This is a genomic window from Streptomyces sp. NPDC088097, from assembly GCF_044741845.1.
Lineage (GTDB): Bacteria > Actinomycetota > Actinomycetes > Streptomycetales > Streptomycetaceae > Streptomyces.
On sequence record NZ_JBIUTJ010000003.1, the window covers coordinates 309,874 to 336,457 of the forward strand.

General features: G+C 73.7%; 22 protein-coding genes. 11 read left to right on the forward strand and 11 right to left on the reverse strand.

Annotated elements, in window-relative coordinates; genetic code table 11:
- Positions 1–5 precede the first annotated feature (5 nt).
- The 3 genes from ACIOD1_RS11430 to ACIOD1_RS11440 all read left to right on the forward strand — a co-directional run bounded on the left by ACIOD1_RS11430 (position 6) and on the right by ACIOD1_RS11440 (position 1,260).
- A complete protein-coding gene (locus tag ACIOD1_RS11430) occupies positions 6–200 on the forward strand; it encodes a ferredoxin (RefSeq protein WP_401901684.1) in 195 nt (64 codons plus the stop codon).
- A gap of 134 nt (positions 201–334) precedes the next feature.
- Complete coding sequence (locus tag ACIOD1_RS11435; RefSeq protein ID WP_365612114.1) at positions 335–688, forward strand: DUF1304 domain-containing protein; 354 nt, start codon at positions 335–337, stop codon at positions 686–688.
- Complete coding sequence (locus tag ACIOD1_RS11440; protein WP_401901686.1) at positions 685–1,260, forward strand: TetR/AcrR family transcriptional regulator; 576 nt, start codon at positions 685–687, stop codon at positions 1,258–1,260. Before ACIOD1_RS11435 ends, ACIOD1_RS11440 begins: the two co-directional genes overlap by 4 nt.
- A 78-nt stretch (positions 1,261–1,338) precedes the next feature.
- On the opposite strand, the gene ACIOD1_RS11445 is transcribed toward ACIOD1_RS11440, so the two are convergent.
- A complete protein-coding gene (locus ACIOD1_RS11445; RefSeq protein WP_365612108.1) occupies positions 1,339–1,542 on the reverse strand; it encodes a cold-shock protein in 204 nt (67 codons plus the stop codon).
- Between the two features lie 344 nt (positions 1,543–1,886).
- Between ACIOD1_RS11445 and ACIOD1_RS11450 the strand changes: the two genes are divergently transcribed.
- Positions 1,887–3,407, forward strand: coding sequence for a DEAD/DEAH box helicase (locus ACIOD1_RS11450; RefSeq protein ID WP_365612105.1), 1,521 nt, complete (start codon positions 1,887–1,889; stop codon positions 3,405–3,407).
- Positions 3,408–3,458: 51 nt separating this feature from the next.
- Here ACIOD1_RS11450 and ACIOD1_RS11455 read toward each other — a convergent pair whose 3' ends face one another.
- Positions 3,459–4,373 (reverse strand): class I SAM-dependent methyltransferase, encoded by a 915-nt coding sequence (locus tag ACIOD1_RS11455; RefSeq protein ID WP_365613356.1) that lies wholly within the window; start codon positions 4,371–4,373, stop codon positions 3,459–3,461.
- A gap of 278 nt (positions 4,374–4,651) precedes the next feature.
- Between ACIOD1_RS11455 and ACIOD1_RS11460 the strand changes: the two genes are divergently transcribed.
- A complete protein-coding gene (locus ACIOD1_RS11460) occupies positions 4,652–5,779 on the forward strand; it encodes a hypothetical protein (RefSeq protein ID WP_401901689.1) in 1,128 nt (375 codons plus the stop codon).
- Positions 5,780–5,803: 24 nt separating this feature from the next.
- Here the strand turns inward: ACIOD1_RS11460 and ACIOD1_RS11465 are convergent, their stop codons facing one another.
- The 3 genes from ACIOD1_RS11465 to ACIOD1_RS11475 all read right to left on the reverse strand — a co-directional run bounded on the left by ACIOD1_RS11465 (position 5,804) and on the right by ACIOD1_RS11475 (position 8,190).
- Complete coding sequence (locus ACIOD1_RS11465; protein WP_401901690.1) at positions 5,804–6,346, reverse strand: hypothetical protein; 543 nt, start codon at positions 6,344–6,346, stop codon at positions 5,804–5,806.
- Between the two features lie 222 nt (positions 6,347–6,568).
- A complete protein-coding gene (locus ACIOD1_RS11470; RefSeq protein ID WP_365612096.1) occupies positions 6,569–7,099 on the reverse strand; it encodes an SRPBCC family protein in 531 nt (176 codons plus the stop codon).
- Between the two features lie 83 nt (positions 7,100–7,182).
- Positions 7,183–8,190, reverse strand: coding sequence for an NUDIX domain-containing protein (locus ACIOD1_RS11475; RefSeq protein ID WP_365612093.1), 1,008 nt, complete (start codon positions 8,188–8,190; stop codon positions 7,183–7,185).
- A 402-nt stretch (positions 8,191–8,592) separates the two neighbouring features.
- On the opposite strand from ACIOD1_RS11475, the gene ACIOD1_RS11480 reads away from it, so the two are divergent.
- Complete coding sequence (locus tag ACIOD1_RS11480) at positions 8,593–9,114, forward strand: hypothetical protein (protein ID WP_401901693.1); 522 nt, start codon at positions 8,593–8,595, stop codon at positions 9,112–9,114.
- A 124-nt stretch (positions 9,115–9,238) separates the two neighbouring features.
- On the opposite strand, the gene ACIOD1_RS11485 is transcribed toward ACIOD1_RS11480, so the two are convergent.
- Positions 9,239–9,439 (reverse strand): hypothetical protein, encoded by a 201-nt coding sequence (locus ACIOD1_RS11485; protein ID WP_401901694.1) that lies wholly within the window; start codon positions 9,437–9,439, stop codon positions 9,239–9,241.
- An 841-nt stretch (positions 9,440–10,280) separates the two neighbouring features.
- On the opposite strand from ACIOD1_RS11485, the gene ACIOD1_RS11490 reads away from it, so the two are divergent.
- The 5 genes from ACIOD1_RS11490 to ACIOD1_RS11510 all read left to right on the forward strand — a co-directional run bounded on the left by ACIOD1_RS11490 (position 10,281) and on the right by ACIOD1_RS11510 (position 20,741).
- Entirely contained in the window at positions 10,281–12,047 is a 1,767-nt protein-coding gene (locus tag ACIOD1_RS11490; protein WP_401901695.1) for an RNA ligase family protein, read from the forward strand.
- Positions 12,047–15,013: a poly(A) polymerase gene (locus tag ACIOD1_RS11495; protein WP_401901697.1), complete on the forward strand. Its 2,967-nt coding sequence runs from the start codon at positions 12,047–12,049 to the stop codon at positions 15,011–15,013. The genes ACIOD1_RS11490 and ACIOD1_RS11495 overlap by 1 nt, the downstream gene beginning before the upstream one ends.
- Before the next feature lie 594 nt (positions 15,014–15,607).
- On the forward strand, positions 15,608–17,764 hold the full coding sequence (locus ACIOD1_RS11500; protein WP_365612081.1) for a discoidin domain-containing protein: 2,157 nt from the start codon (positions 15,608–15,610) through the stop codon (positions 17,762–17,764).
- 153 nt (positions 17,765–17,917) lie between these two features.
- Entirely contained in the window at positions 17,918–18,967 is a 1,050-nt protein-coding gene (locus ACIOD1_RS11505) for a DUF1996 domain-containing protein (protein ID WP_401902333.1), read from the forward strand.
- A 55-nt stretch (positions 18,968–19,022) separates the two neighbouring features.
- Positions 19,023–20,741, forward strand: a complete 1,719-nt coding sequence (locus tag ACIOD1_RS11510; RefSeq protein ID WP_365613353.1) for a discoidin domain-containing protein — start codon at positions 19,023–19,025, stop codon at positions 20,739–20,741.
- 161 nt (positions 20,742–20,902) lie between these two features.
- On the opposite strand, the gene ACIOD1_RS11515 is transcribed toward ACIOD1_RS11510, so the two are convergent.
- The 5 genes from ACIOD1_RS11515 to ACIOD1_RS11535 form a co-directional block, all read right to left on the reverse strand.
- A complete protein-coding gene (locus tag ACIOD1_RS11515; RefSeq protein ID WP_401902335.1) occupies positions 20,903–21,820 on the reverse strand; it encodes an NADP-dependent oxidoreductase in 918 nt (305 codons plus the stop codon).
- 165 nt (positions 21,821–21,985) lie between these two features.
- On the reverse strand, positions 21,986–23,365 hold the full coding sequence (locus ACIOD1_RS11520; protein WP_401902337.1) for a GH1 family beta-glucosidase: 1,380 nt from the start codon (positions 23,363–23,365) through the stop codon (positions 21,986–21,988).
- A gap of 20 nt (positions 23,366–23,385) precedes the next feature.
- Positions 23,386–24,249 (reverse strand): carbohydrate ABC transporter permease, encoded by an 864-nt coding sequence (locus tag ACIOD1_RS11525; RefSeq protein ID WP_365612075.1) that lies wholly within the window; start codon positions 24,247–24,249, stop codon positions 23,386–23,388.
- On the reverse strand, positions 24,239–25,213 hold the full coding sequence (locus ACIOD1_RS11530) for a sugar ABC transporter permease (RefSeq protein ID WP_365612072.1): 975 nt from the start codon (positions 25,211–25,213) through the stop codon (positions 24,239–24,241). Before ACIOD1_RS11530 ends, ACIOD1_RS11525 begins: the two co-directional genes overlap by 11 nt.
- A 10-nt stretch (positions 25,214–25,223) precedes the next feature.
- Positions 25,224–26,543: a sugar ABC transporter substrate-binding protein gene (locus ACIOD1_RS11535; RefSeq protein ID WP_365612069.1), complete on the reverse strand. Its 1,320-nt coding sequence runs from the start codon at positions 26,541–26,543 to the stop codon at positions 25,224–25,226.
- Positions 26,544–26,584: the final 41 nt, after the last annotated feature.

Genomic DNA, 26,584 nt, shown 5'->3' on the forward strand with positions numbered 1-26,584 from the left:
GCGGCATGAGGGTCTCCGTCGACCAGAGCGTGTGCATCGGCGCCGGCCAATGCGCGCTCACCGCTCCCGCGGTGTTCACCCAGGACGAGGACGGCTTCGGTGCGGTGCTGCCGGGGCGCGAGGACGGCCACGGCAGCCCGCTGCTGCGGGAGGCCGCCCGGGCCTGCCCGGTGTCCGCCGTGTTCCTCGGGGAGGACTGAGCGGCCCACCGCGCGCGACCCGAACCCCCTTAGTTCCTGTACAGTTGTCCAGGAACTAAGGGGGTTCGGTCGCATCCGGCACCCGGACCGCCCCGCGCACCGCCCCACACACGCATCGACTCAGGGAGACGCCCGTGCACACGGCCGCCCAGGTTCTCGTCGGCTTCGTCGCCGCGCTGCACGCGTACTTCCTGGTCCTGGAGATGTTCCTGTGGGAGCGGCCCCAGGGGCGCGCCCTGTCCGGGTTCGACGCCCCCACCGCCCGCCTCACCGCCCCGCTGGCCGCGAACCAGGGGCTCTACAACGGCTTCCTGGCCGCCGGCCTGGTGTGGGGGCTGGTCATCGACTCCCTCGCCACGCAGGTCTTCTTCCTGGTCTGCGTGATCGTCGCGGGGCTGTACGGGGCCGCCACCGCGAACCGGCGGATCCTCTTCGCCCAGGCCCTGCCCGGCGCGCTCGCGCTCGGCGCCGCCCTGCTCGCCGCGTGAGCGGGGATCCGCGCACGGCCCGCACCAAGGCCAGACTGCGCGAGGCGCTCCTCGCCGAGTGCGCGGCGGGCCGGGAACTCTCCCAGGTCGGCGTCTCGGCGGTGGTCCGGCGGGCCGGAGTCGGCCGCGCCACCTTCTACCTGCACTACGAGGACCTGCCGGCGCTCGCCGTGGACGCCTGCGCGGGCGTGGTGCACGCGGCGGTCGACGCCCTGCACGCCTGGCAGACGTGTCCGGCCGCGACCGCCCCGGCCCGCCCCCCGGCCGCCCTCGCCGACTTCCTCACCGACGTCGCGGAACACGCGGACCTCTACCGCGCCCTCCTCCTGCCGGGCGGTGGCGGGCCGCTCGGGGAGCGGCTCCACCGGGAGCTGCGCGCCCGGGCCCGCGCCGAGCGCGCGGCGGTCGGCGCCCCGCACCCGGACCTGGTGGCCTCGGCCGTGGCGTCGGCGTTCACGGGGGTGCTCGCAGACTGGCTGCACGGCCTGGTCCCGGGCGGCGCCGAGGAGCTGGCGGACCTGATCTGGGCGCTGCTGCTGGCCCTCCACCGCACGCGAGCCCCCGCCGGCTGACCGGCGGGGACTCGGGTCACGGGGCGGCAGGCCTCGTGAAGCGGGCCCTCGGCGAACGGGCCCGGTGAAGGTGACGGGTCAGGACGGGGACACGTTCTCGGCCTGCGGGCCCTTCTGGCCCTGGGTGACGTCGAAGGTCACCTTCTGGCCCTCCTGCAGTTCCCTGAACCCGCCCGACGCGATGTTGGAGTAGTGCACGAACACGTCGGGGCCTCCGCCGTCCTGCTCGATGAACCCGAATCCCTTCTCCGAGTTGAACCACTTCACGGTGCCAGTTGCCATCAGTGCTGATCCTTCTCAACGTTCCACGCGGGCCGCACGTGCGGCCGTTTCGATAGTGCCCACCCGTCACTCGGAACACACGTCGGGCGCGGCCAACCGTGGCGGATCGAACGCTTAGTCGCACCGCGCGCCGATGGTAAAATGGGACGGAAACTTGCGGCGCGGGGCGCTTTCGCCCGGTGCGGACGTGTGGACGTACGGACGTGTACGAAGAGCCGGGGCCCGTACCGAGCGGTACGGGCCCCGGCTCTTCGCCGTTCGACGGCTCCCCTGCCCTTCGGTGGTCCGGTCGTCCGGACCCGTGTGCGCCGCCCCGCGTACGTCCTCCTCACGAAAGGTTCTGCATGAAGAACCCGTCAGCTCATGGGCGCTTCGGCATCAAGGCCGGAGCCAAGGCAGGCAGCAAGCCGGGCACCCGTTCCGGCGGTGGCAAGGGTGCCGGGAAGACCCCCCGCACCCTCGGTCCGCAGGGCGAGTTCTCCGTGCCCCGTACGGGCACCCCGGCGCTGCCGCCCGTGGCCTCGTTCGACGAACTCGGCCTGCCCCCTGAGCTGGTGACGACCCTGGCCGCCCAGGAGGTGCGCGAGCCGTTCCCGATCCAGGCCGCGACCCTGCCGAACTCCCTCGCCGGCCGCGACATCCTCGGCCGCGGCCGGACCGGCTCCGGCAAGACCCTCGCCTTCGGCCTCGCCCTCCTCGCGCGCACGGCGGGACAGCGGGCGGACCCGAAGCGGCCGCTCGCGCTCGTCCTCGTACCGACGCGCGAACTCGCGCAGCAGGTGACCGAGGCCCTGGACCCGTACGCGCGGGCCCTGGACCTGCGGATGGCCACGGTGGTCGGCGGGCTGTCGATCGGCCGCCAGTCCGGCGCCCTGCGCACCGGGGTCGAGGTCGTCATCGCCACTCCGGGTCGCCTCAGCGACCTGGTCGGGCGCAAGGACGTGCACCTGGAGCGGGTGAAAATCATCGTCCTCGACGAGGCGGACCAGATGTGCGACCTGGGCTTCATGCCGCAGGTCACCGAGATCCTGGACCAGGTCCACCACGCGGGGCAGCGGATGCTGTTCTCGGCCACGCTGGACCGCAACGTCGACCAGCTCGTGCGCCGCTACCTCAAGGACCCGGTCTCGCACTCGGTCGACCCGCAGTCGGCCTCGGTCGGCACGATGGACCACCACGTGCTGCACGTCCACGCGGCCGACAAGGTCTCGGCGGCGACGGAGATCGCGGCGCGCGAGGGCCGGGTGCTGATGTTCCTCGACACCAAGCACGGCGTGGACCAGTTCGTGAAGCACCTGAGGGCGATGGGCGTACGGGCGGAGGGCCTGCACAGCGGCAAATCGCAGCCGCAGCGCACCCGGACCCTGGGCCAGTTCAAGGACGGTCTCGTCTCGGTGCTGGTCGCGACGAACGTCGCCGCGCGCGGCATCCACATCGACGACCTCGACCTGGTCGTGAACGTGGACCCGCCGGCCGACAGCAAGGACTACCTGCACCGGGGCGGGCGCACCGCGCGCGCGGGCGAGTCGGGCAAGGTCGTCACCCTGGTCACGCCGAACCAGCGGCGCGACATCGTGCGGCTGATGGCCGACGCGAAGATCCGGCCCACCATCACGCAGGTCCGCTCCGGTGAGGCGGCGCTGAGCCGGATCACCGGCGCGAAGGCCCCTTCGGGGGTGCCCCTGGCGGGCGCCGCGCCCACCGATGCCAAGGGTCGGCCCAGCGGCACGGACCTCGGCTTCCGGGGCATCGGCACCCGTCCGGGCCGCCCCGGCAAGGGCAAGGAGTCCCGCAAGACCATCGAGGCCCGGCAGACCGCCGAGGCCCGCCGCGCGGCCCGCGTCCGCAAGGGGCCGGCGGGCTGACCCGTCTCCGTGCCCCGGCGTCACCGGGGCGCGGACGACGGAGCCGCTCCGTCAGGCGCGGCGGCGGCGCTTGCGGGCCACGATCGTCCGGGTGACGAGCGGCGGCAGGAGGTCCTTGGCCAGCCGGCGCCAACGGACTCCCGGCCGGGGAGCGGGCTTGGCGGCGGGAGCGGGCGCCGGGGCGGGCTCGGGCTCCGCGGCCGGGGGGCGCAGCAGGCGGGGCGCGGCGGGCGCGGTGACGCCTTCGTCGCCGATGCGCACCAGGGGACGGCCCGCGACCACGTCCACGCCGTGCCACAGGTCGGTGCGGCCCTCCAGCCAGCCGAGCAGGGCCGCCTGGTGGGGAGCGGGGTCGCCCCAGGTCGCGTACAGCTTCGAGGCGGACACGGCGATCACCGACAGCTCGCCCTCGGCCACCGCCGCCCAGACCGCGGCGGCGACGCCGGGGCAGTGGGCGGAGCGGTAGTCGTCGAAGACCACGACGGCGTCGGGGGTGGCGACGGCCCGCGAGGAGGCGATGTCCTGGACGACGTGCTCGTACAGGTGCGAGGCGTCGATGTGGACGAAGCGGCAGCTGCCCGCCCGGACCCGGTCGGCGACGACGGAGGTGGGGGCCTGGATGACCGTCGGCAGGGCCTCGTGGAAGGCCAGGTAGTTCGTCTCGAAGCCACGGCGCGTGAGGGTCGGGTACGAGTCCCGCATCTCCGCGAGGTTGTGGTCGTCGGGCGCCGGTGAGTCGAAGAGGTCGCACACGGTGAAGCGCTCCTCCTCCCGCAGGTACCCGGCGAGGAAGATGGCGCTCTTGCCCATGAACACCCCCAGCTCCAGGAGGTCTCCCGACGCTCCCGGAGTGGCGTTCTGGCGGGTCAGGAACCAGTCGAAGATCACCTGATCATAGGCCGAGAACCAGCCCTTGACCTGGCCGAACGAGGTCGGCTCGGCTGGGGCGGTCGGTGCGGGCTCGATGTCCGGGGTGGTGACGGGAGCCTGTGAAACGTGCGACACGGAGAGTCATCCTCCAGCGGAATGGCATCGGTTCAACGCGCTGTTACCCGGCCAGGTACGAGGACCATAAGCCCTCGAACGGACGTCTGACGAGAGTAGTTCGGCGCCGATGCCTCCGCTTGACCGCGTCGGGCCCCTCCCCGACCCCTCCCCGGCGCCTTGTCCGGGACCGGTGTGCGGGGATGCGGGGCGGGCCGAATCCCTTCCGGCCGTCCCCCGGGCAGGACACAATCACCGGCATGACCAGCCCCACGGGCCCCGCGCGTCCGCGACCCACCCACAACCATCCGGTCGCCCTCCTGCGGGGGTTCGTGACCTCCGGGGTGATCGGCGCCTCCTTGGCGCTCGTCGTCGTCGGGTTCGTCCTGGAGAGCGTCCCCGTGATCGTCGGGGGTGCGGTCCTGGCCGTGGTGTACGGCGTCCTGTGCCGACTGGCCGGTGCGCCGGCGCGGGCCCGGAAGGCGGCCGTGGCCAAGCGCACGGCCCTCGCGGGGATCGAGTCGCTGCGCGCCCTCGACGGCGAAGGGGGCGACATACCCGTGGAGTTCGACCTGACGGTGGCCCCGGACGACGCCCCCGCCTACCGGGTCTCGATCACCGCGTACGTCAACCTCGTGGCGCTCCCCGGCTACCGGCCGGGCGGGGTCGTGGTGGTCGAGCACCCCGTGGACCGGCCCTGGCGGGTCCGCCTCGTCGGTCGGCCGACGCCCGAGTGGACGCAGCGGGCCGCCGGGGCCCGCGTGGACACGGCTCCCCCGTCCTCGCTGGTGCGCGAGCCGCCCCAGGGCCGCGCCTACGGCCTCGCGCTCCTCGTCGGCCTGCTCGTCGGCGCGGCCGTCGTCGTCCTGCCGCTGCGCGCGGAACTCCTCGCGCCGCGGGACACAGCGCGGCCGCCCTCCGCGCCACAGCCGTCCGTCTCCTCGTCCACCTCCACCACGGTCACCTCCTCGGGCTCGGGGACGGTGCTCCTCGGACCCGGCCAGTCCATGCTCGACCAGGACCGGCTGCGCGGCTCCATCGAGGACCTCACCGAGGAGAAGGGCTCCGACGGCGCCAGCGGGAGCCCGGACGAGGCGCTCACGGTGGTCGTGCAGGACAAGCTCCTGTCGGTGGTGTTCGCCCCCACCGGCATGCCTGCCCCGCGCTTCGACCCGCGCTCCCTGCCCTACGAACGCATCCCCGCCCTGGTCGAGGAGGCCAGGACCACCCTGGGCACGGGCCCCGTCCAGACCTGGCAGGTGACAGCCGAGCGCCTGACGGGCCCGCTCGTCCTCAGGGTGGGCGTGACCGGGCCGAAGGGCTCCGCCTCCCTGGAGGCCGATGAACGGGGCACGGTCGTGCGGCGCACCCCGGCGGCGGGCGGCTGACCGCCGCGCGCGGCCTCCGGGGGGTCAGACGGCGGCGCGGCGCAGCCGCTGGGCCGCGGTCTGGCGTACGCGGTGGGTGCGGGCGGAGCCGGCCAGGAGGGTCAGGGCCCCGAGGTCGGCCAGGGTGTGGGCGGCGGTGCGCTGGCACCAGTCGGAGGCGGCGGTGAGATCGGCCGGGGACCAGCCGGCGCCCCCGCCGATCGCGTGGAGCAGGGTCCACTCGTGCAGGCGGCGGGCCGGGAACTCCCGACCGTCGAGCACGGGGCCCAGTGCGCGGGCCCAGGCGGCGAACTCCGCGCCGGGCGCCAGCCGGACGGCGCGCCGGTCGAGGTGGGTGACCACGGCGCTCTCCGCCATCACGGGGTCGGGGTCGCGCAGGACGACCGCGACCGCCCCGGCCTCCTCCGCCGGGCCGGCGTCGGGGTCGACGGAGATCGCGTCGAGCCGGTCGAGGTGGCGGAAGTACCGCCAGTGGCCCTCCGGACCGGTCTCCGGGAACGGTGTCCCCTTCGGGTGGGCCTGGGCGCTCCCCGAGGCCCGGCTCGTCTGGTGCTCGCGTCTCCCCATGACCCCATTCCACACGACGGGGGTGAACGGGTGGTGCCCAGGGGTGCCGCTCGGGTGGTGCGGGTGGGCCGGCCGGGGCGTCTCGCAAGCCTCCCGGCCGCGGCCGGGAGGGCGGGAGGGCGGCTTCGGCGGGTCGCGCGTCAGGCGCGGTGGATCGCGCTCGGGCCCGGTGGATCGCGCTCGGGCCCGGTGGGTCTCGTGTCAGGGCCGGTGGATCGCGCGTCAGGGCCGGTGGGTCTCGTAGCCGCCCGTGCCCTGTTCCGGCTCCGGTCCGGGCTCCGGGAGCGGGGCCCCCGTCTCCAGCAGGGTCTTGAGGCTGGAGGCGAGCATCGGCCAGGCCCGGCGGCACATGGTGACGAGGGTGCCTCCGGGGGCGAACCCCTCGTGGCGGATGGTCAGCCGGGCGAGGGTGTCCCCGACCGGCTCGATCTCGTACGTGACCCGGGTGCGCGGCTCGCGGGCCAGCTCGGCCCGCACCTCCTCGGAGATCCCGGCGGAGGCGGCCCACCGCGGGGTGAAGGTGTGCCAGGTGTACGAGAGCCGGCGGTCGGGGACGCAGTCCAGGACCACCTGCTCGGGGTCGCTGGTGCGGGCCCCCCGTTCGACCCACGACATCGGCGAGCCCACCGCCCAGTCGGTCTCGAAGCTCAGGCCCCAGTAGCGCCGGGTGAAGGCCGGCTCGGTGAGGGCCTGCCAGACCCGGGCGGGGTCGGCCTGGATGTAGAGGGTGTAGTCGATCGTGCTGTCGGTCATGGCCCCCATGCTGCGGGACCGGCCGCCGCGCGCGCCGGATTGGCCCGTTCTGGTCGCGGCGGCCCTCCGGGGGCGGCCGCGGTCTACCAGCGCAGGCCCGACTCGGGCAGTTCGGTGGGTGGGGTGCGCGGCGGGCAGGGCAGTGAGAACCGGGCGCGGGCCTCGTGGACCGCCGCGAGTTCCTCCCGCCCGGCCGGGCCCCAGTCGCTCAGCTCGCGGACCTGTTCCGGGGTGGCCAGCAGTCGGGCGTACGCGGGGTCGCGGGCGGTGGACAGGCCGGTGAGCCGGGCCGTCGTACGGGCCCGGGCGCCCCGGTCGGCGTACCGGTAGCCGAGCGGGAGGGCTCCGGCGGCCGGTTCGGCGTCGGGCGCGGGGAGGTGCGCGGCGCCGGTGGCGCGGGCGATGAGGAGCAGGACCCGGCCGTCGGGGGCGAAGAGCCAGCCGGAGCGGTCCCGGACGGGCAGCCGGGCCGGGACGGGGCCCGGGTGCCACGTGCCGTGGTGCGGGGTGCGGTGGTTGCGCAGGACCCCGAGGCGGTCGAGGGCGGTGGGGTTGGTGGGGCGGCCGTCCTCCAGGAGGGCCGGGCCTGAACCGTTGACGCGGGCGCGCAGGGCGGACAGGGCCCGACGGGCGTCGCCCGCGTCCATCAGGGCCGGCAGGTCGGCGGGCTCCGCGAAGTCGATGCCGGTGATCTCCTGGGCCGGGAGGCGGACGGACCGGATCCGGTCCTGGGTCCAGGTGCCGCCGTCGTAGACGTGCAGGATCTCCCCGGGGAAGCGCATCTCGGGCGGGAAGCCGGGGGTGTCGGCCGGGATCCAGTCGACGGCGAGCCCGCGCGGGAAGTCCCCGTCGATGCCCAGCTCCTCGCGCATCTCGCGGGCCGCGGCGGCGGCGGGCGCCTCCCCCGCGTCGACGGCGCCGCCGGGGAGCAGCCGGTCGGAGCGGTAGTCGACGGTCTGGACGAGGACCCTGCCGTCGGGGTCGGTGACGAGGACGACCGCGCCGGTCCAGAGCGTGGCGCGCGAGGCGCCGTACTCGGCGGGGTTCATCCAGGTGCCGGTGCGGCCGGGTTCCTCGGTCAGCTGCGGCATGGGTCTCCGTTCACCGTGGGTGGGTCCGACGCCCCTGCAACAGCGGGCGCGGCCCCCTGGTTACGGCGACCACCGCCCGAGCGCGCCGAGCCTTCGGCGTCGCGGGCGGGACCCGTGCGTCCGCATGCCGGGCGGCCGGGACGGATCTTCTTTACCTGCCGCATACCTCGCCGTGACCCGGCCGGGTGGATCTTATGACCTGGTTATGTCGATCTTGCTACGGTCCGTCGTGCGGACTGGCGGTGTGAAAGCCGCTGGTCCGACCACGTGATCGACCCGGGAGGGCGATGTCCTCGCGGTGAGCTGCCACGCCTTGCGGCGGCGGCCGACCCCCCGGATGGCGCTCACCCGTCCGTGTGAGCGGGTGCCCGCACCGGGGTCCCGGTGCGGCAGGGTGGGCGGATGCAGTCGCGCCGGGCCCTGCCCCTGTTCCTCGCCGTGCTCGTGTTGGTCCCGGTCGCCGGGTGCGTGACCGTACGGTCGCCCGCGCCCGAGGGGCGTTCCCGGCCGGCGCCGGTGGCGGCCGGCACCGCGCGGGCGCCGTCGCCGGGCCTGCCCTTGGGGTCGCTGCCGGAAGTGGTGGCGTCGCAGCCGCCGCCCCGGCCGGCCGACGCCGAGGTGGACCCCGGCCCCGCGGAAGGCGGCGACCCGGAGGCCGCCCCGGCCGCCCCGCCCCCGGGCGAGGACCGATCGCCGCGCCGTACGGCCGTCCGCGCCCCCGGCCGCGCCTCGGGGCACGCGCCGGGACACGCCGGCAACCGCGTCCAGGCGAGGGCCCCCGCCGCTTCCGCCGCGAAGCCGCGCGCGAAGAAGCCCGTACGCCCCAAGGCCCCGCCCGCGCCCGGGCGTTCGTACGACATGGCCCCGCTGTGCGCGGCGGCGAAGGGGACGGTCTCCCCGCAGATCGCGGCCTTGTGCCGCTGACCCGGAAGGGACGGCCGGAGGCAGCCCGGCCGCCCAGGGCGCGCGCAGGCCGTCGATGATCAGGGTGAGGATCCTGGCGGCGCGGGCGCCCCGTCGCGCGCGGGGTCGATCCGCCACGGCACGCTCAATTGTCGGAGGACATCCTCGGCGTCCAGGCCGGGCTTCGGGGAGCCGTCGGCGGCGCCGCCGCCAAGAGGGTCCGGATGGCCTCGACGAAGGGCTGGAGGGCGGGCTTGATCTCGCGGAGCGTCGGGTCGGGTCGGGTCGGGTCGGTGAACCGGGCCGTGAGGCGCACGAGGGCGTCGGGGATCCGTCGGGTCGACACGGAACGGCCCCGGGCCCCGGGGCCCTCGCGCAGGCCCGGGCCATGTCGGCCATCAACAGGAACTGCCCGGTCGCCAGGAACCGTTCGCCCGCCGCGTCCGGCGAGGTCATCGCCCGGAGGTGGACGCCGACGAGGTCCCGCACATCCACGACCTACCGTCCGACGCGCGGCGCCCCCGGCATCCTCCCGCCGCCGGAGGTCATCACCACCCACCGGACGCCACCCACCGGACGCCACCCGCCGGACGTTGGCCTCCGTGGCGGCGCACAGCACCCGCGCCGCGCCGCCACGGGCCGGTGCGGCGAGGCCGGCGTTCGGGTCGGAGGTCGCGCCGAGGGGCGAGGCCACGTGGAGCACGGAGGTGACGCCCTCCATCGCCTCGCGCCGGCCCTCGTCGGCGGTGAGGCCAGCGAAGGCGAAGTGCCGCCGGCCGAGGCCGGATCGGCGACGCGGGAGACGGCTTCGGTGACGGCCCGCTCGCGTCCCGCGCCGCGCACGGTGGTGCGGACCCGGTAACCCCGCCGGAGCAGTTCGACGACGCACCAGCCGGCGAGGTAGTCGGTTCCCCCGGTGACGAGGACGGCCTGCGCGCCGGTCCCCGGGGCGGCGCAACCGGCACAGTACGGAGAAGGCGGGGCGGGTCCTCCACCGGCAGCCGCGCCCGGCCCGCGAGACGGTGCTCGACTGTGCCCGGAGCCTCGTCGCGCACGGGGCATGAGCCGCTCGCGCTTCCCTCGCCGGGCTCCCGAACCCGCCCCGGACCGGCGAAAACGGGTGGATGCGACCCCCCGTCGGTACCTAGGGTGACGGAACACCCCGTACCCCCCGGCTGGAGCACGCCATGCGCACGCACTACCCCCGCACCGCGCACCTGCCCTGGTCGCCCGGGGCCACCTCCGACGATGTGCGGGCGAGCGGGACCTCCGCTTTGGCCGGGCGGGAGGTGGTCGTCACCGAGAAGCTCGACGGGGAGAACACCACCCTGTACTCCGACGCCCTGCACGCCCGCTCCCTCGACTCCGGTCACCACCCCTCCCGCGCCTGGGTGAAGGGCCTCCAGGGGCGGATCGGCGGCGGGATCCCGCGCGGGTGGCGGGTGTGCGGGGAGAACCTGTACGCGCGGCACTCGCTCGCCTACGAGGAACTCGACAGCTGGTTCTACGGGTTCTCCGTGTGGGACGGCGACCACTGCCTCGACTGGGACCGGACCGTACGCTTCCTGCGCGGTCTCGGGATCCCCACCCCGCGCGTGCTCTGGCGCGGCGTCCACGACGAGCGGGTCCTGCGCGGGCTGCGGATCGACACCTCCCGTCAGGAGGGCTTCGTGGTCCGGCCGGTGGCCGGCTTCGAACGCGCGGACTTCGGACGGTACGTGGCCAAGTGGGTCCGGGTCGGCCACGTGCGCACCGACACGCACTGGATGTACGCCCCGGTCGTCCCGAACGGCCTCGGAGCGAACGCCCCGCTGTGGGCGGTCCGTTCGGGCGCCGAGCCCGATCTCGCCGGGCTGCTGTCGGCCGTCGGGGGCACGGCCGCCGACGGGGCGGCCTCGGCCGTCGCCGAGGTCACCGCACTGCTGGACGGCGCCGGCCGGACCGGGGAGGACCGCCTCGCCGGGGTCTTGGCCGCAGCCCTGCACCGGGAGCCTCGGGCGGCTCTCGGGGCGCGGCTCGCGGCCGGACCGCTCGGGATGCGGACGGCGCGGCGGGTCGCGGACCTGGTCGGGCTGTACCCGGCGCTGCGCAGGCCGTTCCCGGATGAGGCGCGGCGGGCCGGCCTCGTACGGATGGCGGCGGCGGCCGATCTCGGGGTGCTGCACGCGCTGGCGGCGGCCCTGCCGGGCGACGCGGCCGAGCGGGAGTGCGCCGAGTGGTCCGCCCTGTACGCCGAGGAGGCGGGGCTGTTGGGGGCGGACCCCCTGGGGGCGCTGCGTCGGGGCCTGCGCGAAGCCCTGGTCGGATGGGACGGGGCGGTGGCGGACCGCTGTTGGGCGCAGGCCCGCGAGGCCTTCGGGCAGGGCCGGCTCTCCACCGCCGAGGAGGCGGTGGCGGCCACCTGGGGCCTGCGCGCCGGCGCCGACCGGCCTCGGCTCGTCCAGTTGTCGGGGCCCTCCGGCAGCGGAAAGAGCACCTTCGCCCGGTCGCTGCCCGGGGTGAGCGCGTACATCGCCCTCGACGACCTGCGCGCCGACCGGGGCGAGCGCGCCGACCAAGGGGCCAATCAGGAAGTGCTCCGCGAGGGCCTGGACCGGCTCGACCGGGCCCTGGCCTCGGGGGGCACCGTGGTGTGGGACGCCACTGGCCTCACCCCGCGACAGCGCGGCCTGGTCACGGGCGCGGCCGGCCGCCGGGACGCCCTCGTCACCCAGGTGGTGGCGCTCGTGGAGGAGGCGGAACTGTTGCGGCGCAACGCCGTGCGGCCGCATCCCGTACCGGCGCCCGTCCTGACGGGGCAGCTGCGCCGGTTCGTCCCGCCCTACCCGGGCGAGGCGCACCGGACCTGGTACGTCGGCGCGGGCGGCCGGATCGAGGACACGGAAGGCGGCCTGGCGCCGTCCGGCGAGGCAGGCGCGGGCGAGGGCCCGGGCCATGAGGGGGACCAGGTCTGATGCGTACGAGCGAGCAGCTGTACCACCAGGTCCGCTGGGACCCCCGGTTCGACCCGGCACGGTTCACGTTCGGGCTCCTCCAGCGCGGCGCGGCGCCCAAGCGGGTGCCGTTGCCCTCCTTCGTGCCCGGCGGTGACATCCCCTGGCACCGGGTGCTGTTCGTCGAGGCGGACGGGGAGCTGGTGTGGGACCGGGCCACGGGTGTGGACCGGATCGACGGGACGCGGGCCGGGCGGGTGCGCGAGGAACTCCTGCTGGGCGCGCCGTTCTTCACCGCCCGGACCGCGCACGCCTGGGATCCGTCGAGTGGCTCCTGGCGGCCCGGCGGGGTCCCGCCGGCCGCCGCGGCGCCCTCGACGAGGGTGCGGCTGCTGACCTGGAACACCCTGTGGGACCGCTACGACGCCCCGCTCATCGCCACCGACCGGCGCCGGCCGATGCTGCTGGCGGACCTGGCGGAGGCGGACGCCGACGTGATCGCGCTCCAGGAGGTGGAACCCGCGCTCCTCGCCCTGCTGCTGGCCGCTCCGTGGGTGCGGTCCGGGTACGCGGTGGGCACCGACCCCCAGGGCCCGGACGTCCGGGACACCGGGCTGCTGATCCTCAGCCGGCTGCCGGTACGGGAGGCCGGGGCGCACCACTTCGCCCCGCACAAGGCGGTCGCCGCCGTCACCGTGGACACCGCCGCCGGGCCCCTCGTGGTCGCGGGTACGCACCTGACCAGCGACCACACCGCCGACGGGGCGGCGCTGCGTACGGCCCAACTGGCCGCACTGACGGAGGGGTTGGTCGGGGTCGCTGACACGGCAGCGGCCGGGGTCGTACTGCTCGGCGACTTCAACGACGGCCGCTCGGGCGCCGAGGGGCCGGCCGCCGCGCTGGGGCTGCGGGACGCCTGGACGGAGACGCACGGGGCCTCGGACGACACCCCGACCTTCGACCCGGGGGCCAACCCCCTGGCCGCCGTGGGCTCGTTGACGGGACGGGCGGGCCGGCTGGACCGGATCCTCCTCGGTCCGGACGGTGGCCCGCGGGTGACGCAGTGCGCGCTGCGGGGCACCGCGCCGGGGCCGGAGGGGCTGTTCGTCTCCGACCACTTCGGGGTGGAGGCCACCCTGGAGTACGGCGGTCCGGGCGCGCGGCCCGCCCCGCTGGACGTACCCGCGACCTCGCGGACGGCGGTGGCCTGGCTGCCGCCGAAGGACCCGGCGGTCTCGGAGCCGGGCGCGGAGACGGGCGCGCACGGGTCGGGGGGCGTGCTCCGGCCCGCGCCCGTGGGCCTGCTGTTCGGCTTCGTGCCGGAGTCCTCCTTCGAGGAGGCGCTGCCGTTCCTGGCGGCGGCCGTGACCGGCGTCGAGCCGTTCGCAGCCCGCCTGGAGGCCGTGCCCGGCTCCGCCCGGCGGGAGAACGCCGAGTGGGGGGACGCCGCGGAGTGGGAGGACGCCGCAGAGTGGGGGGACTTGGTGGCCGGTCCGGGCGGGAACGCGTCCTGGCGGGAGCTGCGGCGCGCCCTCGTCGAGCGGTTCCCCGGATGCCGGGGGCCCGCCGAGGGCCGGCCCCCGCGCCCGGCGACCGGTCGGGCGCGCGATGTGCGGCGGGCGGCGCGGGAGTTCGTGCCGCCGCCGGGTGACGGCCGGCTCGTCCGGGTGTCGTCCCTGGCCGTGCTGTCGCGGCGCGGGGACGGGCCGATGGAGGTCCGGGCCACGGTGGAGCTGGGTACGGGCACGGTGCGGTGGGAGGACCCCGCCCCGGGCGCCGTCCCGCTCCCGGTCGGCCCCGAGGAGGAGGCGACGGCCCGGGAGGTCACGGCGCGGATCGCGGCGGCCCTGCCCGAGGGGGTGGTGCGGGTCGCGGGCTCGCGCCGGATGGGCTGCGCCCTGACCGGGGCCGACCTGGACCTGGTGGTGGCGCTGCCGGGTACGGCGGACGCCTCGACGGTGCGGGCCCGGGTGGCGGCGGCGCTCCCGACGGCCCGGCGCCCGCGGGAGGTGACCGGCGCCCGCGTGCCGGGGTTGCGGCTGCGCGTGTCGGGCCTGGACGTGGACCTGGTGGTGGTGTCCGGGGGCGCCCTGGATCCGCGGGAGGCCGTGGCCCGGCGGGCCGAGTGGGGCGAGGCCGCCTCGGTGGCACTGAGCGCGCCGAGCGACGCCGACGCCGTACGGGAGGCCGTGGGCGCGGAGCGGGCCGACGCCTTCGCGGCGCTGGCGCGGGAGGTGAAGGCCTGGGCACGGGCCCGGGGGTTGGACTCGGCGCCGTTCGGCGGGCTGCCGGGGGTGGCCTGGGCGGTGTTGGCCGCACGGACGGTGAGCGGGGCCGGGGATCTGGCCCCGGGCGCGCTGCGCCGGGAGTTCTTCGGGACCTGGGCCGCCTGGGACTGGGCCGAGCCCGTCCACCTGGACCCCGGTTCGGCCGCCCGCCCGGGTCCCCGCCCGGCCGCTCGCCCGGACCCGGCGCCGGGGCTCACGGGGTCCGCCGCCGCGCCCGCCCCCGTGACCGTCCTGACCCCCTCGGCGCCGGTCCGCGGCTGCACCGGCCAAGTGGGGCCGGGGATGCGTGACCTGCTGGTCCAGGAGCTGTACCGGGCCTGGGAGTTGCTGGAGGAGGACCCGGACGGCCTCGGGCGGGTCCTGGCCGCCCCGCCCCTGCACCGCCGGCACGCGGCCTGGGCGGTGGTGACCGTACGGGGCGCGGCGCCGGCGGAGTTCGAGGAGAACCTGGGCAGGACCCGGGGCCGGCTGCGGGCCCTCCTGGGCGCCCTCGCGGACGCCGGGCTCGGGCAGGCGCACGCGTGGCCCCGCCCCTTCGAGCGGAGTGCGGCCGTGGCCCGGTACGCGGTCGGGCTGGGTCCCACCCCGCCGGACGCGGCGGCCCTGGCCGCGCTGACGACGCCGTGGGCGGCCGGGCTCGCGGGCACCGAGGTCACCCGGGTGGCCGGCGGCGAGCTTCCCGATCCGGGCGCCTGGTAGGTCCCCCGGAACACGCCCCGGCCGGGAGGCGGGAAGGCGCGTCCGGAGCGGGCGAGGTGCCGTACGCCCATGGAGCACCACCTCCTGACAGTCGGGACGCCGGGGCCGGGGCCGGTACCCGTGCGGGCACCGCGCGGGCGGCGGGGCGGGGTCGGCGTGCCCCCTCGATCGCCTCCGGGGCCGTCGACCCCTTCCGCCCCACCGCCCGCGCGTTCCGTGCCGTCGGCGCCGACGACCGCGCCGTCCGCGGCCGCCCGCGCCGACGAACAACGAACGCACGGCAGCCCGAAGGCGCCGTGCGGCAACACTTCCCGAACTCGGTCCGCACCACGGCCGACTCGGGCCCGACGCTGCGCACCGCCTTGGCGGGCACGGTGGAACGGAGCGGTCAGGAGCCTCAGTACAGACCTGCCGGGTTTTTTCGTCAACACTTTTCACAAGGATTGAAGAAACTCCAAGTTCACAGGCCCCAAACAGAATTGACACCTCATTCGATCTTCATTTCATGAACGCCAAACCTCTTGACGGCCCTCTCCCGGGGCAGTTCACTCACGCTTCGATCCCCCCGGATCCCTACGTCAGGAGTAACCCCGCATGCCCCTGCTCCACGACCGTCCGCCACGCATCACCGTCGCGACGCTGGCCGCCGCACTGGTGGCGGCCCTCCTCGTCCTGTTGCCCGGATCCACCGCCACCGCCGCGCCCACCCTGCTCTCGCAGGGCAAGCCCGCCACCGCCTCCACGGTGGAGGGGGCCGGCACCCCGGCGAGCGCCGCCGTCGACGGCGACAACGGCACCCGTTGGTCGAGCCAGTTCGCCGACCCCCAGTGGATACAGGTGGACCTCGGCGCCCCCGCCCAGTTGAGCCAGGTGGCTCTGCGCTGGGAGGCCGCCGCCGCCAAGGCGTACCGGATCGAGCTGTCCACCGACGGCTCCAACTGGACCACCGCGTACTCCACCACCACCGGCGCGGGCGGCAACGTCACGCATGACGTGAGCGGCACCGCTCGCTACGTCCGCGTGTTCGGCACGCAGCGCACCACCGGATACGGCTACTCGCTCTTCGAGTTCCAGGTCTACGGCACCACCGGGAGCGGCCCGACCCTTCCCGGCGGCGGCGACCTCGGCCCCAACGTGATCGTCTTCGATCCGTCGACCCCGAACATCCAGGCCAGGCTGGACCAGGTCTTCGCGCAGCAGGAGTCGGCCCAGTTCGGCACCGGGCGCTACCAGTTCCTGTTCAAGCCGGGCACCTACAACGGACTGAACGCCCAGATCGGCTTCTACACCTCGATCTCGGGCCTCGGCCTGAACCCCGACGACACCACGATCAACGGTGACGTCACCGTCGACGCCGGCTGGTTCGGCGGCAACGCGACCCAGAACTTCTGGCGTTCGGCGGAGAACCTCGCGCTGAACCCGGTGAGCGGCACCGACCGCTGGGCCGTCTCCCAGGCGGCGCCCTTCCGTCGCATGCACGTCAAGGGCGGCCTCAACCTGGCGCCGAACGGCTACGGTTGGGCCTCGGGCGGCTACATCGCCGACTCGAAGATCGACGGCCAGGTCGGCAACTACTCGCAGCAGCAGTGGTACACCCGGGACAGCTCCATCGGCGGCTGGTCCAACAGCGTCTGGAACCAGGTCTTCTCCGGCACCCAGGGCGCACCCGCGCAGGGCTTCCCCGAGCCCCGCTACACGACGCTCGACACCACCCCGGTCTCCCGCGAGAAGCCCTTCCTGTACCTGGACGGCTCCGAGTACAAGGTCTTCGTCCCGGCCAAGCGCACCAACGCCCGCGGCACCTCGTGGGGCAACGGGGCGCCGCAGGGCACCTCGATCCCGCTGAGCCAGTTCTACGTGGTCAAGCCGGGCGCGAGCGCCGCCACGATCAACCAGGCGCTGACCCAGGGCCTGCACCTGCTCTTCACCCCCGGCGTCTACCACGTGAACCAGACCATCCAGGTCAACCGCCCCGACACGGTGGTCCTGGGCCTCGGTCTGGCCACGCTGATCCCGGACAACGGCGTGACGGCGATGAAGGTCGCCGACGTGGACGGGGTCAAGCTGGCCGGCTTCCTGATCGACGCCGGCCCGGTCAACTCCCCCTCCCTGCTGGAGGTCGGCCCCGCCGGCACCACCACGGACCACGCGGCCAACCCGACGACCGTGCAGGACGTCTTCATCCGCGTCGGCGGCGCCGGCCCGGGCAAGGCGAGCGCCGGGATGGTCATCAACAACCACGACACGATCGTCGACCACACCTGGATCTGGCGGGCCGACCACGGGGACGGGGTGGGCTGGGAGACCAACCGCTCCGACTACGGGTTCCGGGTGAACGGTGACGACGTCCTGGCCACCGGCCTGTTCGTCGAACACTTCAACAAGTACGACGTGGAGTGGAACGGCGAGCGCGGCCGGACGATCTTCTTCCAGAACGAGAAGGCCTACGACGCCCCCAACCAGGCCGCCGTGCAGAACGGCGCGACCAAGGGCTACGCGGCCTACAAGGTGGCCGACTCGGTGAACACCCACGAGGGCTGGGGCCTGGGCAGCTACTGCTACTACAACGTGGACCCGACGATCCGTCAGGACCACGGCTTCGAGGTCCCGGTGAAGCCGGGCGTCAAGTTCCACGACCTGCTCGTGGTCTCCCTGGGCGGCAACGGCCAGTACGAGCACGTCATCAACAACACCGGCGCCGCCACGTCGGGCACCTCCACCACCCCCTCGACGGTCGTCTCCTTCCCCTGACCCGTCCCCGAACCCCCTGAACACGCGGGGCGGCACCCGGCCGCCCCGCGTTTTCCGGGCCGCTTGAGAGAGCGCTCTCCCGAAGCGAGCCGCCCTCCCGCCCGGGAGGGCTCCCCCACCCGAGGAGCAGCAGTGAAGATCCGTTCGCGGAGCATGTCCGCCCTACTGGTCTCGGCGGCCTTCGCCGTGACCGCCGCAGCCGGTCTCGGCGCGGCCTCCCTGACCGCCCAGGCCACCCCCGACGCCGGTACGGCCGTCCACATGAACCACACCGCCCTGGCCCCGCTGGCGACCGGGGACGACCCGGACGGCGACGGTTACATCCCCGCCGTCCCGCAGGTCACCGGCGTCACCCCGTCGTGGAACAACCCGCCCGACCGGTACTTCCACGAGTTCCAGGCCAACTGCGCGGTCTCCCGGACCGCGCCCGACGACCCGATCGTCTTCGCCGGCCGGCCGGGCGCCTCGCACGACCACACCTTCATGGGCAACACCACGACCGACGCCTTCAGCACCACCGCCTCCCTGAGCGCCGGCGGTACGGCGTGCAACGCTCCCGGCGACCTGTCCGGATACTGGATGCCGAGCCTGTTCAACGGCAACACCAAGGTCCTCCCGACCGGCCCGCAGGTGATCTACTACAAGACGGGCGTCACCGACTACACGAGCGTGCGCCCCTTCCCCAAGGGCCTGCGCTTCGTCGTCGGCAGTCCGACGCAGACGGCGGCCGAGTTCCGCGGCCACCGGGGCTGGGTCGAGGGCTGGGAGTGCGGCGACAGCTTCAAGAACGTCGAGTTCCCGGCGAACTGCCCGGCCGGAACCCAGCTCAACATCCGCATGCAGTCGCCGAGTTGCTGGGACGGCAAGTACCTGGACACGCCGGACCACAAGGCGCACATGGCCTACCCGGTGGTGAAGCCCGGCAGCAACGACAACGTCTGCCCGGCCGATCACCCGGTCGCCCTGCCGATGGTCGAGTTCAAGATGGCCTTCCCCGTCAGCGGGGACATGTCGCAGGTCAGACTGGCCAGCGGCAGCGGCCACTCCTTCCACTACGACTTCTTCAACGCCTGGGACGACCGGACGCTGAACGCCATGGTGGAGCACTGCATCAAGGGCGGCCTCCAGTGCAACGCCCGCGGCTACGACGAGACGCACCCGGCGGCGGGCGCCGTCCTGGGTCCGGACTACCGGCTCCCGTAACGGCCACCGCCCTCTTCCCCGACCCCTCCAAGGAGGCCCAGGCGTGCACTCCCGCATGCGTTCCCTCGTCACGGCCGCGCTCCTCGCCGGCTTCGTGACCGTACTCCCCGCCGGCCCCGCGCAGGCCGCCGGCAGCGTGGTCAAGGTGACCGGCACCCAGGGCAACTGGCAGCTCACCGTGGACGGTTCTCCGTACACGGTCAAGGGCGTCACCTGGGGCCCGTCCCCGGCGGACGCGGGCAGGCTGCTGCCCGACGTGAAGTCGCTCGGCGCCAACACCATCCGGACCTGGGGCACCGACGGCACCAGCCGTCAGCTCTTCGACGCCGCCGCCGCCAACAACATCAAGGTGGTGGCCGGCTTCTGGCTCCAGCCCGGCGGCGGCCCGGGCAGCGGCGGATGCACCAACTACGTGACCGACACGACCTACAAGAACAACATGCTCGCCGAGTTCACCAAGTGGGTGCAGACGTACCGCGACCACCCGGGCGTGCTCATGTGGAACGTGGGCAACGAATCGGTCCTCGGCCTGCAGAACTGCTACTCGGGCACCGAGCTGGAGAACCAGCGCAACGCCTACACCACCTTCGTCAACGACGTGGCCAAGGCCATCCACGCCATCGACGCCAACCACCCCGTCACCTCCACCGACGCCTGGGTGGGGGCCTGGACGTACTACAAGCGCAACTCCCCCGCGCTGGACCTGTACTCCGTCAACTCCTACAAGGAGGTGTGCGGGGTCAAGCAGGCCTGGGAGCAGGGTGGTTACACCAAGCCCTATCTGATCACCGAGACCGGTCCGGCCGGCGAGTGGGAGGTCCCCAACGACGCGAACGGGGTGCCGCTGGAGCCGGGCGACCAGGCGAAGGCCGACGGCTACACCAACGCGTGGAACTGCGTCACGGGCCACCGGGGGGTGGCGCTGGGCGCGACGGTCTTCCACTACGGCACCGAGTACGACTTCGGCGGCCACTGGTTCAACCTGACCCCGGCCGGTGAGCGCCGCAAGATGTACTACGCGGTCAAGCGGGCCTACGGCGGGAACACCGCCGGGGACAACCTGCCGCCGACCGTGCAGGTCCCGGCGGTCGCCGACGCGTCGGCGGTCCCGGCGGGCAAGGAGATCACCATCCAGGCCCCGGCGACCGACCCCGAGGGCGACCAGCTCGCCTACGAGGTGCTGTGGGGCAGCAAGTACGTGGACGGCGGCGGCGGCCTGGCCTCCGTACCGTTCACGAACTTGGGCAACGGCACGCTCAAGGCCACGGCCCCGTCGAAGACCGGGGTGTGGAAGCTCTACGTCAAGGTGAAGGACGGGCGGGGCAACGTGGGCGTGGAGCAGCGGTCGGTACGGGTGGTCCCGCCGCCCGTGGCGGGTACGAACGTCGCCCTGAACCGGCCGACCACGGCGTCCACCTACCAGAACGACGGCTACGGCGGCTGCCCCTGCGGTCCCCAGCTGGCCACGGACGGGCGCAACGATACCCGCTGGGCCAGCACCTGGGCCGATCCGCAGTGGCTCCAGGTCGACCTGGGTTCCGTCAAGCAGCTCAAGCACGCGCAGTTGGTGTGGGAGGGCGCGTACGGCAAGGCCTACACCATCCGGGTGTCGGACGACGGCCAGAACTGGCGGACGGCCTACTCCACCACCACCGGCGACGGAGGCATCGACGACTTCGACGTCTCCGCGTCGGGACGCTACGTCCGCCTGGACCTGACCCAGCGCGGCACGGGGTACGGCTACTCCCTGTTCCACTTCGGGGTGTACGCCTGACCTGATGACCGGAGGTGTCCGCGGGGCCCGCCTGACGCGGCCGCGCGGACACCTCACGGGTTCCCGGTACTCCGCGCGCCGCCCCTCCCACCCGCCGGGCGGCGCGCGGTTCCGCGCGTCCGCGGGCGGGTGGCAGGAAGCCGGGGGCGCGGGGGCGGCCCTCAGAGTTCGATGACGATCTTCCCCGCCGTGTGGCCGTCGCGACTCAGGTCGAAGGCCGCGGCGAGGTCGGCGAGCGGGAAGGTTTCGGCGACGGTGACGGTGAGCCGGCCGGAGTCGGCGAGGCGGCCGAGTTCGGCGAGGCCGGACCCGTCCGGGCGGACCCACATCCACTGGCCGCCCGATTGGAGGACCGCGGGGTCGGCGATGGAGGCGTGCCGCCCTCCCTTGGAGAGGACCGCCAGGGTGTCGTCGAGGACCCCGCCGACGAAGTCGGCGACAACGCTGACGCCCTCGGGGGCGAGGGCGCGGACCCGCTCGACCAGGCCGTCCCCGTAGGCGACGGGTTCGCAGCCGAGGGAGCGCAGACGATCGTGGTTGCGCTCGGAGGCGGTGCCGATGACGCGCGCTCCCAGGGCATGGGCGATCTGCACGCCGAAGGACCCGACCCCGCCCGCCGCTCCGTGCACCAGGACGATGTCGCCGTCCCCGGTGTCGAGGCGGGTGAGCAACTGGAGGGCGGTGAGGCCGGCGAGCGGCAGTCCGGCGGCCTGCTTCCAGCTGAGCGAGGCGGGCTTGTGGGCGAGGGCCCGTACGGGGACGGTGACGAACTCGGCGAAGGTGCCGCCGTGCACGTAGTCCTTGCGGGCGTAGGCGATGACCTCCTCGCCCGCGGTGAACTCGGGGGTGTCGATGCCGACGTGCTCGACGGTGCCGGCCACGTCCCAGCCGGGGACGACGGGGTACACGACGTCCATCATGCCGTCGAGCCCGCCCGCCATGATCTTCCAGTCGACCGGGTTCACGGACGCGTACCTGACCCGGACGAGGACCTCTCCGGGACCGACCTTGGGGACCGGCACGCGGCTCTCGCGGAGCACCTCCGTTCCGCCGTACGTGTCGTAGGTCATCGCCCGCATGGTGCCCTCGGCGTCGTCGGTCATGCACCTCACCTCTCCGTGCGCTGCTGGATCCCCCCCTCCTCATCCCACCACGAAAGGCCGTGCCCGCCCCGGGAGGCGGGGCGGGCACGGCGCGGCGCGGGAAGGCGGTCGGTGGGTCCGGGCGATCGGCGGGGGCGGGGGCTACAGCGCCCGGTGGGCGGCGACCACCTCGGCGTACCGGTGGCCGCTGGACTTCACGGTGCGGCGCTGGGTCGCGTAGTCGACGTGGACGAGGCCGAAGCGCTTGTCGTACCCGTAGGCCCACTCGAAGTTGTCCAGCAGGGACCAGGCGTAGTACCCGGCCAGCGGGGCCCCGCGGCGGGCGGCCCGGGCGCAGGCGGCGAGGTGGGCGGTCAGGTACGCGGCCCGCTCGGGGTCGTGCACGCTGCCGTCGGGGGCGACCGTGTCGGGGTAGGAGGAGCCGTTCTCGGTGATGTGGATGGACCGGGCCCCGTACTCCTCGGTCAGCCGCATGATGAGGGTCTCCAGCCCGCCGGCGTCGACCTCCCAGTCCATTCCGGTGCGCGGGACGCCCGGCCGGTCGATCATCCGGGCGAAGGGGGCGGGGCCGTCCGGGTCGGCGGTGACGATCTGCGGGAAGTAGTAGTTCAGGCCGGTCCAGTCCAGGGGGGCGCCGATGGCGGCCAGGTCGCCGGGGCGTTCGGGGAGCTCGACGCCGTAGACCTCCAGCATGTCGGCGGGGAAGCCGCGGCCGTGGACGGGGTCGAGCCACCAGCGGTTGACATGGCCGTCCATCCGGCGGGCGGCGGCCAGGTCGGCCTCGGAGTCGGTGGCCGGCGCGACGGTGGAGAGGTTGTTGACGATGCCGATCCGCGCGCCGGGAGCGGCGGCCCGCACGGCCTGGGTGGCCAGGCCGTGGCCCAGCAGCAGGTGGTAGGAGGCGCGGACGGCGGCGGTGAGGTCCTTCCAGCCGGGGGCCATGACGCCCTCCAGGTGGCCGATCCACGCCGAGCACAGCGGTTCGTTGAGGGTGGCCCACTGGGTGACGCGGTCGCCGAGGCGTTCGGCGACGACGCCCGCGTACGCGGCGAAGTGCTCGGCGGTGGCGCGCTCGGGCCAGCCTCCCCGGTCCTGGAGGGCCTGGGGCAGGTCCCAGTGGTAGAGGGTGACGGAGGGGGCGATGCCGGCGGCGAGCAGGCCGTCGATCAGGCGGTCGTAGAAGTCCAGGCCCTTGGCGTTGGCGGGGCCGTCGCCGCCGGGGAACACCCGGGGCCAGGCGACCGACAGCCGGTAGGCGTTGGCGCCGAGGCCCTTCATGACGGCGACGTCCTCGGGCCAACGGTGGTAGTGGTCGCAGGCGGTGTCCCCGGAGTCGCCGTTGGCGATGGCCCCGGGGGTACGGGAGAAGGTGTCCCAGATGGACGGGCCCCGGCCGTCCTCGGCCACGGCGCCCTCGATCTGGTAGGCGGAGGTCGCGGTGCCCCACTGGAAGTCGCGGGGCAGCGCGGCCAGGTCGATGCCGTGCGGTGCGGCGTCGGGGAGGGCACGGGAGTCGGTCATGGGGAGGCTTTCGGAAAGGGTCACTTGACGGCTCCTGCCGTGAGTCCGGCCACCAAGTACTTCTGCAGCAGAAGGAATCCGGCGACGACGGGGATGCTGACGACGAGCGAGGCGGCCATGATCTGGTTCCAGTAGACGTCGTTCTGCGTGGAGTAGCCCTGCAGTCCGACGGCGAGGGTGCGGGTCGCGTCGTTCGTCATGACGGAGGCGAAGAGGACCTCGCTCCAGGCGGTCATGAAGGCGTACACGGCGACGGCCACGATCCCGGGCACGGCGGCGGGGACCACGACGCGGAAGAGCGCGCCGAGGGGGCCGCAGCCGTCGACGGTGGCCGCCTCGTCGAGCTCGCGGGGCACCGAGTCGAAGTACCCGATGAGCATCCAGATGGAGAAGGGGAGGGAGAAGGTGAGGTAGGTGAGGATCAGTCCGCCGCGGGAGCCGTACAGGGCCACCCCGGTGCTGTTGCCGATGTTGACGAAGATGAGGAACAGCGGCAGGAGGAAGAGGATCCCCGGGAACATCTGGGTGGAGAGAACCGTGACGGTGAACAGTCGCTTGCCGCGGAAGCGGTAGCGGCTGACGGCGTAGGCAGCGAAGACGGCGATGACCACCGAGCACACGGTGGCGCTGCCCGCCACGATCAGGGAGTTCAGGAAGTACTTGGCGAGCGGGACCGTGTGCCAGATGTCGAAGTAGGGGCGGACGGTCAGACCGCTGGGGATCCAACGGAACTGCCCGGCCACGTCCTTGAGCGGCTTGAGGGAGCTGGTGACCATCACGAACACCGGTAGCCCCACGAAGCCGGTGAGCAGGGTCAGGAACACGGCCCGCACCACCCGGAAGGACGTGGGCGGGTCGAGCGGACTGCGCGCTCTAGTAGGCATCGGCGTCCTTCCGTCCGCGGGTGGTCACGAACAGGTACACCGCGGTGACCAGCAGCAGGAACAGCAGCAGGAGGACGGACATGGCCGATCCGGTGCCGAAGTTCCAGGTGACGAAGCTGGATTGGTAGATGTGGATGGAGATCAGGTCGGCGGCCTCGGGGGCGGATTTGCCGAAGAGCACGAACGGCGTGTTGAAGTCGTTGAAGGTCCACAGGAACAGCACCAGGATCAGTACCTGATTGACCGCTCCGACCGAGGGCAGCGTGATCCGGCGGATCTGCTGCCAGACGCCGGCCCCGTCGAGCGCGGCGGCCTCGTACAGCTCCTTGGGGACGTTCTGCAGGGCGGCCATCACGATCAGGAAGGCGAAGGGCCAGCCCTTCCAGACGGACACCGTGAGCAGGGCCCAGAAGCTGTTCTCGCCGAGCAGCCAGAAGGTGTGTTCGGCGCCTCCCAGGCCGAGTTGGTCGTGGATGACGTGGTTCACCAGGCCGTTGTCCCGCTGGAACATGAACGCCCAGGTGATGACCGCCGCGTAGCCGGGCAGGGCGTACGGGACGAGGAAGAGCGCGCGCAGCAGGCCGCGACCCCGGAAGGTCTCCTGCATGAAGATGGCGGCGGCGGTGCCGGTCAGCCAGCACAGGCCGACCGACAGCAGGGTGAACAGGCAGGTGGTGACGAAGGAGCCGAGCAGGGCCTCGCCGACGGGCCTGTCGAAGTCGACGGCCAGCGCGAAGTTGTCGAAGCCCGTCCAGGGGGCCCGGGACCAGTCCCGGATGAAGAACTGGGTCAGCTCGCGGAAACTCATCGCGATGCCCATCACCATGGGGATCAGGTGGATGAGGAGTTCGAGGAGCAGGGCGGGCAGGAGCAGGAGGTAGGGCAGGGCGGCCCGGCGCGCGCGTCCGGTGCTTCGTACGCGGGCGGCGGTGCGCCGTACCCGCCCTGCCGTGGTGGAGGTCATCGGGTCCCGCTCACTTCGCCATCTGCTGCTGGGCCTTGGTGAGCTTCGCCTTGACCGATTCGACGGTCACGGTCCGCCCGGCGGCGGCGTCGGCGAACAGCTCCTTGACAGCGGTGCCGACGGCGGTCTCGAACTGGGACTCCTCGGGCACCTGCGGCAGCGGGGCGGCGCTGGTGCCCAGGGTGTTGCGCAGGACGGTGAGGTCGTCGGTGGCGAAGGCGGCGTCGCTCTGGGCGGCCTTGACCGGCGGGATGGAGCCGTAGGTCTTGTTGAGGAGGGTCTGCTCCTCGTCGCTGGTCATGAACTTCACGAACTTCAGCGCGCCGTCGGTGTTGTCGGTGTTCTTGAAGACGGCCAGGTTGATGCCGGCGACCATGGAGTTGACGTTCTTGCCGGTGCCGGGGGCGCCGCCGGCCGGGACGGGGACGGGGGCGACGCCCCAGTCGCCCTCCTTCATGCCGTTGGCCTTGAAGCTGGACGCCGCGCTCTGCCACAGGACCATGGCGGTCTTGCCGTTGGCGAAGTCCTGGAGGGACTGGTTCTTGTCGTACTCGGCGTTGCCCGGAGCGATGATCTTGTCCTTGGCCATCAGGTCGACGTACTGCTTGACGGCGTCGACGTTGGCCGCGGTGTCGAAGGTGGGCTTGCCCGCGGCGTCGAAGAAGGAGGCGCCGTGCTGCTGGGAGAAGACGAAGGCCTGGTGGATGTTGTTGGAGAGGTTCGCGCCCTCGGCCCCCAGCGCCCACTTCCCGTCCTTGGACAGCTTCTGGCCGATGGTGGTCATCTCGTCCCAGGTGGCCGGGGGCTTCTCGATGCCCGCCTCCTGGAAGACCTTCTTGTTGTAGTACAGGGCGTAGGACATCGAGTAGAGCGGGACGGCGGCCGGGTCCTTCCCGACGGCGCCCGCCGAACCGATGGCGGAGGTCACGAAGCGGTCCTTGCCGCCGATGGCGTCGAAGTTCTTCGCGTCCCACGGGAGCAGCGCTCCGGTGGCCTGGAGGGAAGAGGACCACGTGTTGCCGATGTTGAGCACGTCCGGGCCCTGTCCGGAGGCGGTGGCCGCGAGGATGCGGTTCAGGAGGTCGGACCACGGGACCACTTCGAGCTTGACCTTGATGCCGGTCTGCTGCTCGAACTTCTTCAGCTCGGGGCCGAGGACCGCCTGGTCCGTCGCGATGTCGGGGCCCTGGTTGGACGCCCAGTACGTGAGCTCCTTGGGGGCGGCGTTGGAGCCGCCCCCGCTGTCCGCGGAGCCGCCGCCGCAGGCGGTGGCGGTGGCGGCGAGGAGGGAGACGGTGATCGCGGCGGCTGCGGCTCGGGTTCTGCGCATGGCGGATCGGCCCCTTTCGGCAGGGTCTTGGGAAGGCCGGC